Source organism: Parasediminibacterium schistidii, from assembly GCF_046546515.1.
Taxonomy (GTDB): Bacteria; Bacteroidota; Bacteroidia; order Chitinophagales; family Chitinophagaceae; genus Parasediminibacterium.
Genome location: NZ_JBKHKJ010000050.1, coordinates 1 through 16,566, shown reverse-complemented (window position 1 = coordinate 16,566; position 16,566 = coordinate 1). Strand labels below are relative to the sequence as shown.

At 35.6% G+C, this 16,566-nt stretch carries 10 protein-coding genes; all 10 read left to right on the top strand.

Translation table 11 applies throughout. From position 1 onward, the window contains the following. The first annotated feature begins 245 nt into the window (after positions 1-245). The 10 genes from ACHFIY_RS18310 (at position 246) to ACHFIY_RS18265 (ending at position 16,024) form a co-directional block, all read left to right on the top strand. Positions 246-842: a hypothetical protein gene (locus ACHFIY_RS18310; protein ID WP_410847575.1), complete on the top strand. Its 597-nt coding sequence runs from the start codon at positions 246-248 to the stop codon at positions 840-842. Positions 843-1,100: 258 nt separating this feature from the next. After that, positions 1,101-3,191: a coiled-coil domain-containing protein gene (locus tag ACHFIY_RS18305; protein WP_410847574.1), complete on the top strand. Its 2,091-nt coding sequence runs from the start codon at positions 1,101-1,103 to the stop codon at positions 3,189-3,191. Between the two features lie 492 nt (positions 3,192-3,683). Continuing rightward, entirely contained in the window at positions 3,684-4,598 is a 915-nt protein-coding gene (locus ACHFIY_RS18300) for an Lcl domain-containing protein (RefSeq protein WP_410847573.1), read from the top strand. Positions 4,599-5,083: 485 nt separating this feature from the next. After that, positions 5,084-6,445 carry an AAA family ATPase gene (locus ACHFIY_RS18295; protein WP_410847572.1) on the top strand — a complete coding sequence of 454 codons (1,362 nt, stop codon included), beginning with the start codon at positions 5,084-5,086 and terminating at the stop codon, positions 6,443-6,445. Continuing rightward, positions 6,438-7,226, top strand: coding sequence for an HNH endonuclease (locus tag ACHFIY_RS18290; RefSeq protein WP_410847571.1), 789 nt, complete (start codon positions 6,438-6,440; stop codon positions 7,224-7,226). The genes ACHFIY_RS18295 and ACHFIY_RS18290 overlap by 8 nt, the downstream gene beginning before the upstream one ends. Before the next feature lie 1,096 nt (positions 7,227-8,322). Further along, entirely contained in the window at positions 8,323-9,366 is a 1,044-nt protein-coding gene (locus ACHFIY_RS18285) for a hypothetical protein (protein WP_410847570.1), read from the top strand. Positions 9,367-9,645: 279 nt separating this feature from the next. Beyond that, entirely contained in the window at positions 9,646-10,089 is a 444-nt protein-coding gene (locus tag ACHFIY_RS18280) for a GIY-YIG nuclease family protein (RefSeq protein WP_410847569.1), read from the top strand. A gap of 1,878 nt (positions 10,090-11,967) precedes the next feature. After that, positions 11,968-13,998, top strand: coding sequence for a T9SS type A sorting domain-containing protein (locus tag ACHFIY_RS18275; RefSeq protein ID WP_410847568.1), 2,031 nt, complete (start codon positions 11,968-11,970; stop codon positions 13,996-13,998). A gap of 6 nt (positions 13,999-14,004) precedes the next feature. Beyond that, positions 14,005-15,189 carry a PDDEXK-like family protein gene (locus ACHFIY_RS18270; RefSeq protein WP_410847567.1) on the top strand — a complete coding sequence of 395 codons (1,185 nt, stop codon included), beginning with the start codon at positions 14,005-14,007 and terminating at the stop codon, positions 15,187-15,189. Positions 15,190-15,616: 427 nt separating this feature from the next. Further along, complete coding sequence (locus tag ACHFIY_RS18265) at positions 15,617-16,024, top strand: hypothetical protein (RefSeq protein ID WP_410847566.1); 408 nt, start codon at positions 15,617-15,619, stop codon at positions 16,022-16,024. The last annotated feature ends 542 nt before the right edge of the window (positions 16,025-16,566 follow it).

The following is a 16,566-nucleotide window of genomic DNA, read 5'->3' as shown; positions in this document are numbered from 1 at the left end:
CAACATCCGTATTTGCGATATGGCTGGCTTGACAGAACAAACTCGGCTTTTAGCACTTTTTTTAGCTTTTGTTCCGGCAGACCCAACAATATTGGGCAGTAGGTTATATATTTGAACTTTAGGAGCAGGTATTGGGCTTTTGTTATCGGCTGACCCAGCGCTATTTTCAGCCACATCCCAAATACCGACTCGTTGTGCGTCACCTTTCGTGGCAATTTAAACCTTACAAAGTAAACTAAGTTGACATGATGATGGCAATGCTTGAATTGCTTTTGATTATCGTAAAAATTATTATTTTCTCGACCATTTACGCAACAACTCTCTTTTTAATTGTCCTTGTTTTATCAAAGACGACAAAAATTCAATGGGTAAAGCGAATATTGAAACTAAGGTTTTGGCTGTTGACACATCTCATAATTTCCATTTTGCTCTTTGTTTTTTCATTTTCTTACTTGCAAGACACTGGACTTGGGGACAATTCAAAAATTCCTGTTGGTTATGGACAAACTATTCAAAGTGAAGACTTTGCTTGGACATATTTCTATCCTGACCTCGACAAAACAGAACCAAATCAAGACGAGTTAATTATTGGAAATTACAAAATCGTTGACCCATTCCTTTGTGCAGAAGTTTCTCACCAGAATACTATCAGCCCTAGCTACGACTACATTGTTTACGACTTGAAAAATAAATCTTTAAAAACATTCTTCAGCAAAGAAGAATATACAAGTTACGCGACTGAACATTCGCTTCCTGACGCAAACCAGTTTTATGACTTTCAAAAACATTTTCATGAATATTTAGACAACAGACCCAAATGGAAAACTTGGGTACTTCCATAAAAGGCGAACGCACAACATCCGTATTTGCGATATGGCTGGCTTGACGGATCTCACTCGGCTTTTAGTCCTTTTTTAAACTTTTGTTCCGGCAGACCATACAATATTGGCCAGTAGGTTATATATTTGAACTTTAGGAGCAGGTATTTGGCTTTTGTTATCGGCTGACCCAGCGCTATTTTCAGCCACATCCGCAAATACCGACTCGTTGGTGGCAAGGCCATTTGACAACCCCAAAATAAATAGAGAAAAGACAGATAAATGATAGAAAATAAAGCAATAACTTACAGTTTACTTGCACACGTTAGGAATTCAGGAACTTTAATTAAAGGACCAATTGACCCATTCATACCATTACTGAAAAGATCATTATATAAACTTAATTCGAAAGGTATTTTAAGTGGTAAATCTATTCAAGAAATTTACGAAATATCGAATGACCTTTATTCAATTGATTTTCCATTGCCCGTTTTAAAATTAATTTTAGCAGAAATTGCTAAAGAGGTAAATACAGACGGTCAATGTAATTTTCAAATACATAAAGACGGTTCATTTATTCTAAAAAACTTTTACTTTGAAGATTTTGAGGAGAAAATACAAGAAAGTAAAAGAGAAATTGAAACACTTGAAAAACTTTATTTGGACTTTTATAGAATAAACAATATTGAAGTAAAAGAGAAAACTACAATTTTTGATTTTATCGACAAAAACAAAGTTTCAATTTCTAAATATTTGTCAAACTCAAGTCATTCAAATGGTAAAGATTATACAGTTGAGGCCCAGTTTATCGAGTTTTTTAGAAAAATCCCACACGTATTTGAAATAATAAGAAATATCTATTTAGGTTCAATCATTTCCAGCTACTTGGAATATAAAACAGATAATTTAAACGAAAATGTTGAATTAGTATTTGATACAAATTTCCTAATCAGCTTATTAGACCTTAACACACCAGAGGCGACTCATTCTTGTAACAAATTAATTGAAGTTTGTAAGAATTTAGGATACAAATTCACAATTTTAAGTGACACAATTGATGAAACAAGAGGACTAATACAAAAAAAAGCAGAATACTACTCACACTCTGTGTTGTCAAAGAGAGTAAACCCCGAGGATATTTATAACGCCTGTGAAAGAAGAAAGTTAAACCGAAATGATTTAGAAAGAATTGTCGATAATTTAGAAACAACATTTTCTTCAAAAGGGATTAGCATTTTGCCACATACTGAAAAATATAAAAACAAGGCAAAACATAGTTTTGAGTATGAAAACTTTAAAAAATTCAGAACGTCACATTATGCAGCATTACACGATGCTACAGTATTGTATTATGTAAGAGAAAAAAGGGGTAAGAAAATTAAAGAGTTCGAGAAAGTAAACTGTTGGTTTGTAAATAATTCAATAACACACGACACTGAAGAACAAAGAGATAATATTCAAAATAATGAATTTCAATCTGAGACTATTAGAGCAGACGAACTATTAAACATTTTATGGTTAGCAAATCCCAGTCTAACACAAAGTATCAATAGTAACGAATTAATTGACATTGGGCTTTCTTCAATTGTTGCGTTTACACTAAATAGTTCTTTGCCTAAAGCAAGTATTATAAAAGAATTAGACGAAAATATTCAAAAGTACAGAGGAGAACTAATCACAGACAAAGACATTCTTTTAATATCATCAAGAATATCTCACAGGCAACTTAAAAATATTAATGACTTAAATGCGTTAGCTCAAAAAAATCAAGCTGAATTTGCAAGACGAATCAAGGAAGAAGCACAAATTCAAGAAACTGACGAGAATGAAAGAATTCAAAAGTTTGAGAACCTTTTTCAAAAATTTGAAAAGCAAGTTGCAAGTCTTGACAAAGCAAGACAAGAATTGAAAACCAAAAAAAGTGAACTTGAAAACGAAATTTTTACAACTTCAAAAATTACTAATGATAAAGATTCAGAAATAGAAGATTTAAAAATACGATTATCTGAAATACAAAATCAACAAAAGAAAGACAAACAAAAACAAAAGCAGAAAGACAGGGATTTGTACATTAACAATCAAGTTTTAGAATGGAGGCATCGAACAATAGTAGAATTAATAATTTGGTCAATGGGCTTAGTAATTTGCATATTATTATTATTGTGGAAAAGTAATTGGAATATCAACAATTCTATAACACTATACAAAAATCTCCAAGCTAATTTTCTAATTGGCAACTTGTTTTTACTTTTAACTTTTATTTTCACAGGTATTACGTTCAAGAAATGGTACGACAAAAACCATAATCACTCAAATATCGAAAATTTTAAAAAAGGACTTGTAATTCCAGAGTATTTGAATGACAGCGAATAGAAGCCCAGCCACCAACATCCGTATTTGCGATATGGCTGGCGTGACGGAACAAACTCGGCTTTTAGTCCTTCTTTAAACTTTTGTTCCGGCTGACCATACAATATTGGGCAGTAGGTTATATATTTGGGCTTTAAGAGGAGGTATTTGGCTTTTGTTATCGGCTGACCCAGCGCTATTTTCAGCCACATCCCAAATACCGACTCGTTGTGTGCAACCCGTGTGCGACTGACTGCACAAGATTTAAAACATTCAACCTTTACAACCAATGATAAAATTAAAACCACAAACCCAGAAACAGTCTTTAGCCAATATGCTAGAGCAAAACTGCATTAACTATAAAAAAACATTAAACCCTCCTTAATTTATTTCTTTCTCTTAACACTTTTGAAGAGTAGACTATATTATTTATCAATTGCTAAGTTTGGCTAGTACTTTATTAAAACTAGCTACGGAAAGCCGAAAACGGATTAGAGTAGGTAAAACTAAAAATTTATGAAAAAATATTTTTTATTATTTATTTCTTTAGTTGGAATAGCCAGTTTCATTAGTTGCACTAAAAGTAATGATAGTAATAGTGGTGGCAATAACTCTGGTGGAGGAATTAATAAACCTTCATTGGAAACGAGTGCAGCAAGCAACATCTTGATTAATTCTGCACAATCAGGAGGAAATATAACTTCTGATGGAGGGGCTGCTATTACTGCCCGTGGTGTATGTTATGATACTTCCCCTAATCCAACAACATCGTTTTCTTTAAAAACGAATGATGGTATAGGTACTGGTATATTTCCGAGTATTATTACTGGCTTACTTCCTAACACTACTTATTATGTAAGGGCATATGCGAAAAATAGTAATGGATTAAGTTATGGTACACAGATAAGTTTTACTACAAAAAATGCCCCAATTACTCCAAATATAAATATTGGCGATACTGCATATGGGGGTATTATTATAGAACTAGACTACGCAAAACAACATGGAATTGTTGTAGCACCTAGTGATCAAAGCAGAAGTACGGCTTGGAATCCTAATAGCGGTTCAGATGCTAGCTATCATCCAACTATTACAGGTGCAATTTTTGCTGGGGAAGGTTCAGGAGGAACCAATACAGATAAGATAATAGCAGTATTGGGAAATGGTAATAACGCTGCATCCATTTGCCGTAATTACAGAGGTGGGGGGTTTAGCGATTGGTATCTTCCATCAATAAACGAATTGGAATTGATATATCTTAATAATAATGTAGTTGGTGGTATACAAGGGGCTACTATCTATTGGAGCAGTACAGAAAGCACTCAAAATGGTACAACATTTGCTTGGGGGCAAAATCTTAACGATGGTATGCAGTATCAGGATGTTTATGAATACTCTAAATATTGCGTAAGGGCTGTTAGGAAGTTTTAACTGGTTGTGAAAGGTGTGCAATTAAAGACAAATACAGGTAGCTACAATGAAAAACTATTGATAAACAAGTAGGACTTGACTTTAAAAGAAGGATGCAGCCGTTGAGGGCTGCATCCTTCTTTCTTCACTGCTGGACACACCCTGCTAATGGGTATGCACACAACATCCGTATTTGCGATATGGCTGGCTTGACGGAACACACTCGGCTTTTAGTCCTTCTTTAAACTTTTGTTCCGGCAGACCCAACAATATTGGGCAGTAGGTTATATATTTGAACTTTAAAGCAGGTATTTGGCTTTTGTTATCGGCTGACCCAGCGCTATTTTCAGCCACATCCCAAATACCTGCTCGTTAGCTGCAAGGCATGGAGACATCGAACTTTAGATGGTCAACATTATGACTAAACTACCCAACACTTTAATATGAAAGTATATTGTGACAATACCGTTTCGTGGCGTAGAGGAATTCCTAGACACCAAAAAGGAATGACAATTCCATGTATTGTTCTCGAGAGAGACAATTGGGATGATTATTTTACTTATGAAACAAATTATAGAGCTGCGATTTTTGGGCAAAATAGAAAACTTCTACATGAAGGATTTGTCAAAATTCTTGATGAAACTTCTAGTAAAACAAAACTACCTGAGGAATTTGATTCGTTAACAGATAAATTCTGCTCACTTTGGCAAAATGTAAAGGATTATGAAGCAATCAACTCATTTGATTTTGGACATGATGTATTAGCCGTTTTAAATGATGTGAACTATAATGAAGTATTGCGAGAGAAGTTTGCTGACAATGCAGGGATGATAAATTCATTAAGGAGATATAGTGATGCAGAAAGAGCATATCAAGAAGGTCGAAAAATCCTAACGAACGATAATGACTTAAGTAATTTCTCTTTTGCATACAATGAGACTGGCAGTAGCCCAACACCTTTTGGCACAGTTTATTTTAAATTTTCTAGAAAGTTAATGGGGCTTTACAGAATAATTGGAATTATCGGGCGAAATGGTGTTGGAAAGACAACTCTACTAGCCAATTTAGCAACAAGTCTTAGTGGTATTAAAAAAAGTCATACACGGCTTTCACCAAGACCACCATTCAGTAAAATTATTGCAGTTTCTTACAGCACATTTGATGATTTCTACAGACCTAAAAGTGACGAAAGAACTTTCAGTTATTTCTACTGCGGTATCAGAGGAGAAGACGATTTGCTTTCCAAAGAGGAGATTAACGATCTGTTCTACACGAGTTTTAAGCGAATCAAACAAGCAGGTTTACTTCTCTTTTGGGAAGAATGTATGAATATTTTATATTTAAATCAGTTGGACACTTATTTAGCTGATAGAAATAAAATAATGCCTTCATTCAAAAAACTTAGTTCGGGACAAAAAATAATGACAATGTCTTTCACTCAAATTATTGATGTTATTGACAAAAACTCTGTGTTACTCTTTGATGAACCTGAAACACACTTACACCCTAATGGACAAAATACACTCTTCAAATGCCTTGATTATATCCTAAATAAGTTTGATTCTTTCGCTATACTATCAACCCATTCACCAATATTTATACAGAATATACCAAGTACGAATGTAATTAAGATGAACTCGGTTAATGGTGTTCGGCAGCTTCATGAGTTGTCTATGGAAAGTTTCGGGCAACATTTTTCAAAACTAACAGAAGAGATATTTGGGTTTTCAGAGAATAACCTTTACTATGTTGAAAAGTTAAAGTCTATTCACAGTTCAAAGAATGAATTGGGTGATGAATACAACGACTTAAGTTTGATAGATTCTGTAGGGGCAAGATTTAACCTTAAAAATTTTGGAGATGCTTAATATAAACTGCCCTGAAAGAGACGCTTCTGCTGATATTGATACAATAATAACAGAGAAATATAGCGGCAGCGTAAAAACTATCTTACAACTATTAAAAGCTAAAATTAAAACGCGCTATTCCGATTATGCAAAGATTGAGTTGAATCAAAGATTGATAAAAACAACTTTTACTGATGATGAAAAAAAAGCATTAAAGCATTTATATGGTTCTCAAACTACAACTGCTAAAAAGATAATTGATATAATATCTAAAGCTCTGTTACAAACACAAGCCGGCTGTTGTGTTAGTTGTGGTATTGGAGACGTAGACCAAATAGACCATTTCTTACCTCAAGAACATTTTCCTGAGTACTCAATATTGCACAAAAATTTGATACCAATTTGTGGACTTTGTAATGAAATTAAAAGTGACAACATCCCAGGAGAAGAAAAGAATTACTTCCATCCTATGTTTGACAAACTACCCGATGAACCTTTTTTTAGATGTCAAATAACATACGTCAATAACATCCCTACTTCTAAATTTTCAATTATCCCAAAATTTCATACGACTATTGTAAACAACCATTTTGTTGATTTGAAATTAAAAGTTCGTCTTGAAAAGAAAGCAACTATATATTTTGTTCAGATGAAGGATTTCAAAACAAAGTTTGGAGATGATTTTGCAAATGAAGAAATTGATAGAGATTTAATGAAGCTCGGAGCACTTTATGGCTCGAATTATTGGAAATGTATTCTTTGCTTAGAAATGCGTAACTCAAATTTTGTTGCAAACATTTAGATAAATATACAATAGCCCAGCAGCTAACATCCGTATTTGCAATATGGCTGGCTTGACGGAACTCACTCGGCTTTTAGTCCTTCTTTAAACTTTTGTTCGGGCTGACCATACAATATTGAGCAGTAGGTTATATATTTGAACTTTCAGAGCAGGTATTTAGCTTTTGTTATCGGCTGACCCAGCACTATTTTCAGCCACATGCGCAAATACCGACTCGTTATCGGCCATTTTCGCACCCTACTTTTGTAACAATCAGCGACAAACAAAACACATTTATACTTTATAAGACTGGGGAAATAAGACACATCAAAACTGGTTGGACAATCCCAAACAGCAGACAAAGGCAACTTGGCAAAACCTGCGGCACCAACCCGACTAGGCACTTCGGGGAACAAAAATAGTTCACAGGTTGACACTACTTGCAGCTTGACAAAGCTCCTCTCGTCCCACTTGTCCCCAACCTATATGGGGGAATTTTGGGATGCTCATGGGGGAAATATGCCCCCATATAGGATTTTACTTTTGGACTATCCCTGACGGTAGGCTAATTTACGGCAGTTTACCAAGAGGCAGACTTGGCAACATTAAAAAAAACAGTTTTAATACATGATAAATCATTATTTATACACGATAAATCATCATTGATACAAGATAAATCACCATTGATACAAGACAAATCACCATTGATACAAGATAAATCACCATTAAATCACTGTAAAACCTTCGTCAATAATGAATAAAACAACTGTATATCAATGAGTTACATCAAATCAACAACTTAAAAATTGAAAATTAAAAAAATAACCCTGAAAAGAGCACAAAAGGAGGCCTTAGGCATGCTTTAGGCTTTCAAAAAGTTTTACTTTTTCATAAACTTTGTGGCTTGACAAAGGTCGTTCACAGCTGGACACAAGCTTTTGGTTGACAAAATTCGTTCACAGGTCGACACAGGCTGGGTTCGACAAAACAAAGGATAGGACACCCTGCATAGACAAAACGGCCGATAACATGGGTATTGCCGCAAGCAGGGGGTGACGGAACAAACTTCATCTTTTTCTTTGCTATTGGGCTTTAGTTCTGGCTGGACGTTATATATTTGGCTTATGGAGAGAACATCAGCAATATTGCAATCACCAGCAGCGGTTCCGGGCTGACCCAGCGCTATGCCCCTGCCTGCAGGCAATACCTTGCTCGTTGGCTGCAAGCACGGACGAACACTTCAATGCAAACAGGAATATTAAAAAATATTACATCAGACAAAAGAGAAGATGAATTTCAAGTTCGCCTTCTGAAAGAGCATGGTGTTGGGCTTTTGACGACTAAAAATGACGACAACTACCTTATTCTTGACAGCTTAGATTATTGGTATGACCTTATACAAAACGAATTTCCCAAAAAGAAAAAATGTACCTGTAAAAATGAATGGTTTAAAGTTCAATTTGAATACATTATAAGATTGCAGACTTATGATTTTAGAGAAATAAAGATTATAACCACTTGCACAAATTGTAATAAAACACAAAAGCCAATTTCAATTGACATAGATTATTCACCAACAAATCATCTTTTTTCAAACCCATTAATTTATTGCGACAGACCAAATATAAAATATAAATTCAGCGAGTTGACAAGCTATTGGTCAGGCAATAATTTGAAGGAGTTTTTATCATTCGTTTTCAATGACCTTGACTTAAAAGTATATTGTTGGTTTTTAAAACATCCAGACAACTATAGATTTTTTGAGAAAGTAACGTTTGACAAAGCCATTCAAATAATAACTGTCAATCATCGCTATTTGAGTTTTTACTTTACAAGAGAAGATATAAATATTGACAACATTAAGAAACATGAAGATGAAAAAGGCATTTATATAAATCAAGACCTTTGGAGAAAGAATGAAATTATAGAACTTTCATCACCATTTGTTATCGGTGGGTATGGTCTTTTATACTACATTCATTTTTGTAACCAATTTCTTGATAAAGGAAAGGTAGAAGACAAGTCAAAAACATTTGAAGTGGACACAACGAAATTGCAAAATTGGCTAAAAGAAAAATTCATAACCAAACGTGGGACAAATTGCTTTGATGGCGACGAGGCCTATTCTAAATTCATGACAAAACGAAATGCCTCACGCTAAATGCCAGCAGCCAACATCCGTATTTGCGATATGGCTGGCTTGACGGAACATATTCGGCTTTTGTGCCTTCTTTAAACTTTTGTTCCGGCCGACCCAACAATATTGGGCAGTAGGTTATATATTTGAACTTTAGAGCAGGTATTAGGCATTTGTTATCGGCTGACCCAGCGCTATTTTCAGCCACATCCCAAATACCGACTCGTTATGGGCAATGACCGCTCACAAGACGACCCACCTGAAATTTGAATAATAAAACAAACGCAACCCATTTTGACAGATATGAGAAAAACAAAAGAGCTTTTAGCAGAGTTGGAGAAATATGAAAACAAAGGGAGATTTCATTTTCGCATCAATGATGTTTTGAGTTCGGTTTGTAATATTCCAGCGCGAAAAGATTACAGCGGTTTGTATGCCTTCTATTCTGAAAACAAAGAACTTGTTTATGTTGGCATTTCTGGGAGAGAAGGTCTAGACAGAAATATTATTCATAGAAAAGATGGGCTCAGAGGAAGATTTCTAACTGGCAAACAATTTGGCGACAGAAGAAGTATAACATTTCCTATTCAAATGAAATTAGATGGAATTTCAATTTTGGAAATTCACTGGTTTGTTACTTATGGTGATAACGCAAAAGACATTCCTAGACCGATTGAAAGAGCTATAATCGAAATGTTTAAAATGGAGAATAATGGTAAACGACCTAGATGGAATAAAAGAGATTAAACTAAAACGCTGACAATTGAAGAAATTAGATTTTAATAAAAGCCAATTGCTACTTCGTTTGACACACCACTTGACCCCAACATATTAGACCGAAGCAAGTAGACCTACATTATTTGACTTGTACTGCTTGACTAGATAGCGAAGACCTAAGCGAGTAGACTTACGCAGTTTGACCTACTCTCGACTTGACCCAACATAGTAGACCTGAATTATTTGACCCGATAGCGAAGACCTAAGCGAGTAGACATACACAGCTTGACCTACTCGACTTTACTCAACATAGTATACCTCAGCGACTTGACCTGTATTATTTGACCCACGTTGTCTAACAACACAGCGAAGACCGAAGTAATAAGACTGAACAGTTTTACAAGACATTTTGTCTTATCCTCAAATATGCCGACCACGGAGCGATGTCGGAGCGATGTCGGAGCGATAGCCTAAAAAGATAGGTTCTATTTAGCTGACAAAACGGCTTAAAATGCAAAAAAGACCGTTCTCAGTTGACACACTCCACGGACGACAAATGCCCATAACATCCGTATTTGCGATATGGCTGGCTTGACCCAACAAAATCGGCTTTTAGTCCATTTTTTAGCTTTTGTTCCGGCTGACCGTACAATATTTGGCAGTAAGCTATATATTTGAACTTTAAGAGCAGGTATTTGGCTTTTGTTATCGGCTGACCCGGCGCTATTTTCAGCCACATCCCAAATACCGACTCGTTGTGTGTTACTTCCGACGACCCCTAAACTGGCAAAAAAGGGACTTAGGCAGCTCCACTAAAGTCGAAAAGATTGGTGGTGACAATGCAAACTTGATAAAATGACCATGCTTCAAAACGACAATGGAAAAGTCGGGCAGCACCATTAGGGTCGAAAAAGCTGGCATTGACAATGTGAAGCCGATAAAATGACCATGCTTTAAAACGACAAGGGAAAAGTCGGGCAGCACCACTAGGATCGAAAAAGTTGGTGTTGACAATATGAACCCTACAAAATGACCACGGTTCAAAACAAAAAGAGAAAAGTCGGACATCATTACTTGGGTCTAAAAAGTTGGTGTTGACAATACGAACTCAGCAAAACGAACCCGACAAAAAGACCAAGATTCAAAGCAAGAGTGAAAAGTCGGGCAGTATTACGGGTTTGAAAAGGTTGGTGGCGACAAACCGCAATCTACAAAATGACCACGGTTCAAAGCAACAAGGGAAAAGTCGGGCAGCATCACAGGTTTGAAAAGGTCGATGGCGACAAACCGCAATCTACAAAATGACCACGGTTCAAATCAACAAGGGGAAAGTCAGGCAGTATCACAGTGTTGAAAAGGTTTGTGGCGACAATCCGTAGCCGCCGACCTGATAGCAGCTCGACCCAAAGCGGATGGACAGAAGCGAAAGGAAGCAACACACAACATCCGTATTTGCGATATGGCTGGCTTGACCCAACAAACTCGGCTTTTAGCCCTTCCATAAACTTTTGTTCCGGCAGACCGTACAATATTGGGCAGTAGGTTATATATTTGAGCTTTAAGAGCAGGTATTTGGCTTTTGTTATCGGCTGACCCGGCGCTATTTTCAGCCACATCCGCAAATACCGACTCGTTGTGTGCAACCCGTGTGCGACTGACTGCACTAGGTTTAAAACTCACGGCTCGGTGAGCGATGACAAAATTAAAAGAAGCGCCCAAAAAACTGACTTTAGCTTGTGGGTTAAAGCAAATCTTTGCGTATTCCGCTACGCTAATACATCCCCCATAGTTTATTGCTTTCTCTGACCACTTGTATAGTGGCGAATCTAATTTTATTTCTTAAAATAATTCCATTATGAATAGGATAGTGTATCCTTAATGTCTAATGGTAAATAAATAAAACAATAAATGGGAAAAGTATTAAAACAATATTTCAAGTATCTAATCATCTATTTAGTAATTATTTTCGTTGTTATAACAAACGTAAAAGCTCAGCTACCAGTTATAAAATCTTTTTCACCAGTTTCAGGTTGTGTGGGTACTTTGATAAAAATTATTGGTAGTAACTTTGATAACTTAGACTCTATTTCAATTGGCGGTATTCGTTGTCTTCCAATTTCAAATAGTAGTGATACATTAGTAGTTATGGTAATGCCATATACAAAAAGTTCTACGATATTAGTAGTAACGACTGCGGGTTCTGTAAATAGTTTCAATCCTATGACTATAGTTCCAACAAAATATCCTAAAACACAAATCGGAAATAAGTTAGTTAGTCTAGGTGGTATTACATCTGGAGTTGCAGTTAGTGCCGACGGTAATATAGCAATTACATCTGGTAAAGGTAAGGGAGGAAGTTTTTACACATTTTTTAGGAGTGGAAATCAATGGATAAAAAAATGTAATGTACCCATAATAAAAGGATTTGTTCCATACAATTCCGCGATTCCCTTCGGTGCAGTTGCACTAAGTGCAGATGGCAATACTGCCGCATTTGGTTGCTCAGATGATGATCATGGCAATGGGGCAATATGGATATTTACAAGAAAAGATACAGTTTGGACACAACAAGGTAATAAGCTAATCGGACAAGGTGCTATTCCAATGTCTTCTTTACAAGGTTCGGGGCAAGGCTCTTCAGTTGCTTTAAGTGCAGATGGCAACACTTTAATTGAGGGGGGAGCTGGGGATAATAAAGGGATTGGGGCTGCTTGGCTATTTACACGAATTGGCAGCAATTGGATTTATAATGGCAATAAACTTATTGGCTCTGATAGGCAAGGTCAATCAAGTTCTATTGGTGCTTCGGTTGCACTAAGTGCTGATGGTAATACAGCTGTACTTGGAGGTCCTGATGATGATAGCCAAACAGGTGCTGCTTGGGTATTTTATAAAAGTAGTAATAGTTGGTTTCAACAAGGTACTAAACTAGTTGGTTCAGAAAATTTTGCTAGTTCCTATGCAGGTGAAGTATCAATTAGTGCAGATGGCAACACGATTATTATTGGTGGTTTTGGGTATAAAGGTTATCAAGGTGCAGCTTGGGTTTTTACTCGTACAGCAAACATTTGGACTCAGCAAGGAGCAGCATTAATAGGCAATGGAAGTATAGGTGGTGTTGGTGGTGTTTACACGAATGTTAGTAGTGTAGGTAAATCCGTTTCATTAAGTGCAGATGGTAATACTGCTATTGTTGGAGGTTATACAGATAATTCTAAAGGTGCCACATGGGTATTTACTAGAACAAGTGGGAACTGGTCACAACCAACAAGTAAATTGGTGGGCTTGGGTTCAGTGGGTATTGCTTATCAAGGAGTTCATGTATCACTAAGTGCAGATGGTAGTACAGCTTTTATTGTTGGTTCTGGTGATAGTAGTAACTTTGGTGCTGCTTGGATATATAGTTATTCAAATAATTTGCCTGTTACTATGATTAATTTTTCAGCAGCTATTAATAGTAAATCTGTAAAATTAAGTTGGGAAGCATTTGAGTTAAATAATAGCAGTTTTGTAGTTCAAAGCAGTTTAGATGGAACAAATTTTATTGAGATTGATAATATTAAAGCCAAAGGAAGTGGGACAAATAGCTATGAGTTTACTGATAATTTTCCTACTCCTGGTCTCAACTATTATCGCGTTAAAAGTATAGACAAGGATGGCAGTTATTCCTACAGCAAAACAGTATCTATTATATTTAATTCAACCAAGTCAAAAATAGCCCTATGCCCCAACCCAGCAAATGATATTGTAACTATAATTGGTAGCCATGTAACAGAAGTACAGATAAATACTATTATTGGAAACAGAGTAGTAACAGAAAGTTATACAGATGCTACAAACCCTGCAATAAAAGTAAGCGCATTACCAGCAGGTATTTATATAGTTACAATTACAACCGCTGATAAGAAAACTCAAGCAATTCAATTGATTATAAAATAAGGAATTATGCTTATTGAAAAAATACAGAAGTCTTTAAATGAAGTAAATGCGATTATAAAAAGGAATGAGGAAGAAATAGACAAAAGCGGAGTTAGATTTAATATTTTTGATATATTAGGAGTGTCCTCCAATGAAGTAAGGCTACATTCAAATTTCATTTCGGAATTACTTAATCCTAAAGGAAGGCATGGATTTAAAGATGAATTTTTAACTCTGTTTATTGATTATCTAATGAAAGAAGGGATAAAGCCTGATGCCTTAAAAATAGATACAAAGAATGTCAAAATAAGATTAGAAAAATCAATTGGATACATCAATGATTCTTATAACGAAGGTGGGCTGATAGACATTGAAATTTTCGACACCAGTGGGAACTCAATTATTATTGAAAATAAAATCTATGCAAGGGATCAAGAAAATCAATTATTGCGGTATGCCAATTATAATAAAAATGCTTTGCTGCTCTATTTGACGATTACTGGTAAGAAACCAGAGGCTAGAAGTACCAAAGACGAATTGACAGAAGGAGTAGATTATTTCTGTATCTCGTATAACAATTTTATAATGAATTGGCTTAAGCATTGTTCTAGGAAATCTGAAACAAATATCAAAGTCAATGAAATACTATCGCAATACATTCAAATTATTAACAACTTTACACTACCAACAAATTCAAATAAAATGATAGAAGAAGTAAAAAATCTTATTGCCAACAATCCAGAGTTTTATGAGTCAATAGATGTAATTACTAAATCTTATAATGACTTCCGTAGTAGTATTAAAGAAGTATTTTTCAATACTATTAAGGAAAGAGTAAAAGTTGATAGTATATATAACTTTCAAGATGGCAAACAACTGATGTATGAAATTAACGAGGATTCTGATGGTTTTTACATTAGTTTTTTTCTAGTTTCAAATGGAGAAAAAATTAAAAATCATGATGAAGATAATCTTAGCCAAGACCTAAGGATTAATTTCAAAGGGAAGGGGATAATTACAAAGTTGAAAGCTGGGCCACCACAGATTTTTTGGGAATATTTAAAACCATTTAGGAGATTTTTAGAACAAGATAAACAAACAATATTTAGCCTAAAGGACAGTGCTACTCTTATTGCATTTATAGAGGAACACATTTACCCTCAAATTGAAAGTTATCGAAAAAGAATTAATGCAGCTTTAAAAGAGAACTAATATCCGTAACTAAAAATTGCATTAGGCAATTTACCGAATTATTAGTTTAAAAGAAATGCAGCCTAATAAAGGCTGCACTTCTTTTTTCACTGCTGGACACACCCTGCGATTGGGTATGCACACAACATCCGTATTTGCGATATGGCTGGCTTGACGGAACAAACTCGGCTTTTGGTTCTTCTTTAAACTTTTGTTCCGGCTGACCGTACAATATTGGGCAACAGGTTATATATTTGAACTTTAGAGCAGGTATTTGGCTTTTGTTATCGGCTGACCCAGTGCTATTTTCAGCCACATCCCAAATACCGACTCGTTATCGGCAAAGACCGAAGCGAATTGACCTAGTTAGTTTGACAAAGCTTGACTCAGCAGCGAAGACTTAAGCGATTAGACCTGCATTATTAGACGTAGACTAAAATAAAACTAGATGATTGCTGAAAAGTTATTAAAAATTGGCAAAATTGGAACAGCAGTTAGTGCATTTATTTTGCTGCTACCTGGAAACAAATTTGCAATTCCAGCTGGACTCTATCTTTACATTTGTATGTTAGATGGATTGAATGATTTTATATATGGTTTAGTTTTTTTTGCCAGTATGACATTTTACATTATTTCAGCTTTAAATAAATTCAATACTCAATATGACGACATTTGTATCATTGGTATTATTCTTATAAGTTACTTGCTAATTGCATTAAATATAGACATTTATTTCAAGTCGGCTGACACATCATCCTTTTTTACTCTGCTACTATTTATTATTTTTTCTTTGGCGACATTTATACTCACATTAAACCATTATAAGAAAAGATTACAAGCAGAAAAGAATACTTAAAGAAAATATAAAGACAGCTATTGAAGGCGTAACAAGGTTTCACCTGAGCGAAATCCGAAGCATCTTGACCTACATCGCTTGACCAAACTTAGTAGACCTTAGCGAGTAGACCTGCCTTATTTGACCAACATAGCTTCATCTCGACAGCGAAAAACGAAGCAAGTAGACTAGACTGAATTGCAAGACATTTTGTCTTATTCTCAAATATGCCGACCTTGGAGCGACCTAGGAGCGATCTAGGAGCGATGATGGAGCGATAGCGTAAAAAGACAGGTTCTATTTAGCTGACAAAACGGCTTAAAATACAGGGAAGACCGTCCCAAGTTGACAACCTCTGGGATTGACGACTGCCCATAACATCCGTATTTGCGATATGGCTGGCTTGACGGAACTCACTTGGCTTTTAGCCCTTTTTTTAGCTTTTGTTCCGGCTGACCCAACAATATTGGGCAGTAGGTTATATATTTGAACTTTAGGAGCAAGTATTTGGCTTTAGTTATCGGCTGACCCAGTGCTATTTTCAGCCACATCCCAAATACCGA

What these genes read in the sequence shown, in the direction of transcription:
- ACHFIY_RS18310 (WP_410847575.1), top strand. Translation starts at nt 246, where the DNA reads ATGATGATGGCAATGCTTGAATTGCTTTTGATTATCGTAAAAATTATT.
- ACHFIY_RS18280 (WP_410847569.1), top strand. Translation starts at nt 9,646, where the DNA reads ATGAGAAAAACAAAAGAGCTTTTAGCAGAGTTGGAGAAATATGAAAAC.
- ACHFIY_RS18265 (WP_410847566.1), top strand. Translation starts at nt 15,617, where the DNA reads ATGATTGCTGAAAAGTTATTAAAAATTGGCAAAATTGGAACAGCAGTT.
- ACHFIY_RS18300 (WP_410847573.1), top strand. Translation starts at nt 3,684, where the DNA reads ATGAAAAAATATTTTTTATTATTTATTTCTTTAGTTGGAATAGCCAGT.
- ACHFIY_RS18290 (WP_410847571.1), top strand. Translation starts at nt 6,438, where the DNA reads ATGCTTAATATAAACTGCCCTGAAAGAGACGCTTCTGCTGATATTGAT.
- ACHFIY_RS18295 (WP_410847572.1), top strand. Translation starts at nt 5,084, where the DNA reads ATGACAATTCCATGTATTGTTCTCGAGAGAGACAATTGGGATGATTAT.
- ACHFIY_RS18305 (WP_410847574.1), top strand. Translation starts at nt 1,101, where the DNA reads ATGATAGAAAATAAAGCAATAACTTACAGTTTACTTGCACACGTTAGG.
- ACHFIY_RS18270 (WP_410847567.1), top strand. Translation starts at nt 14,005, where the DNA reads ATGCTTATTGAAAAAATACAGAAGTCTTTAAATGAAGTAAATGCGATT.
- ACHFIY_RS18275 (WP_410847568.1), top strand. Translation starts at nt 11,968, where the DNA reads ATGGGAAAAGTATTAAAACAATATTTCAAGTATCTAATCATCTATTTA.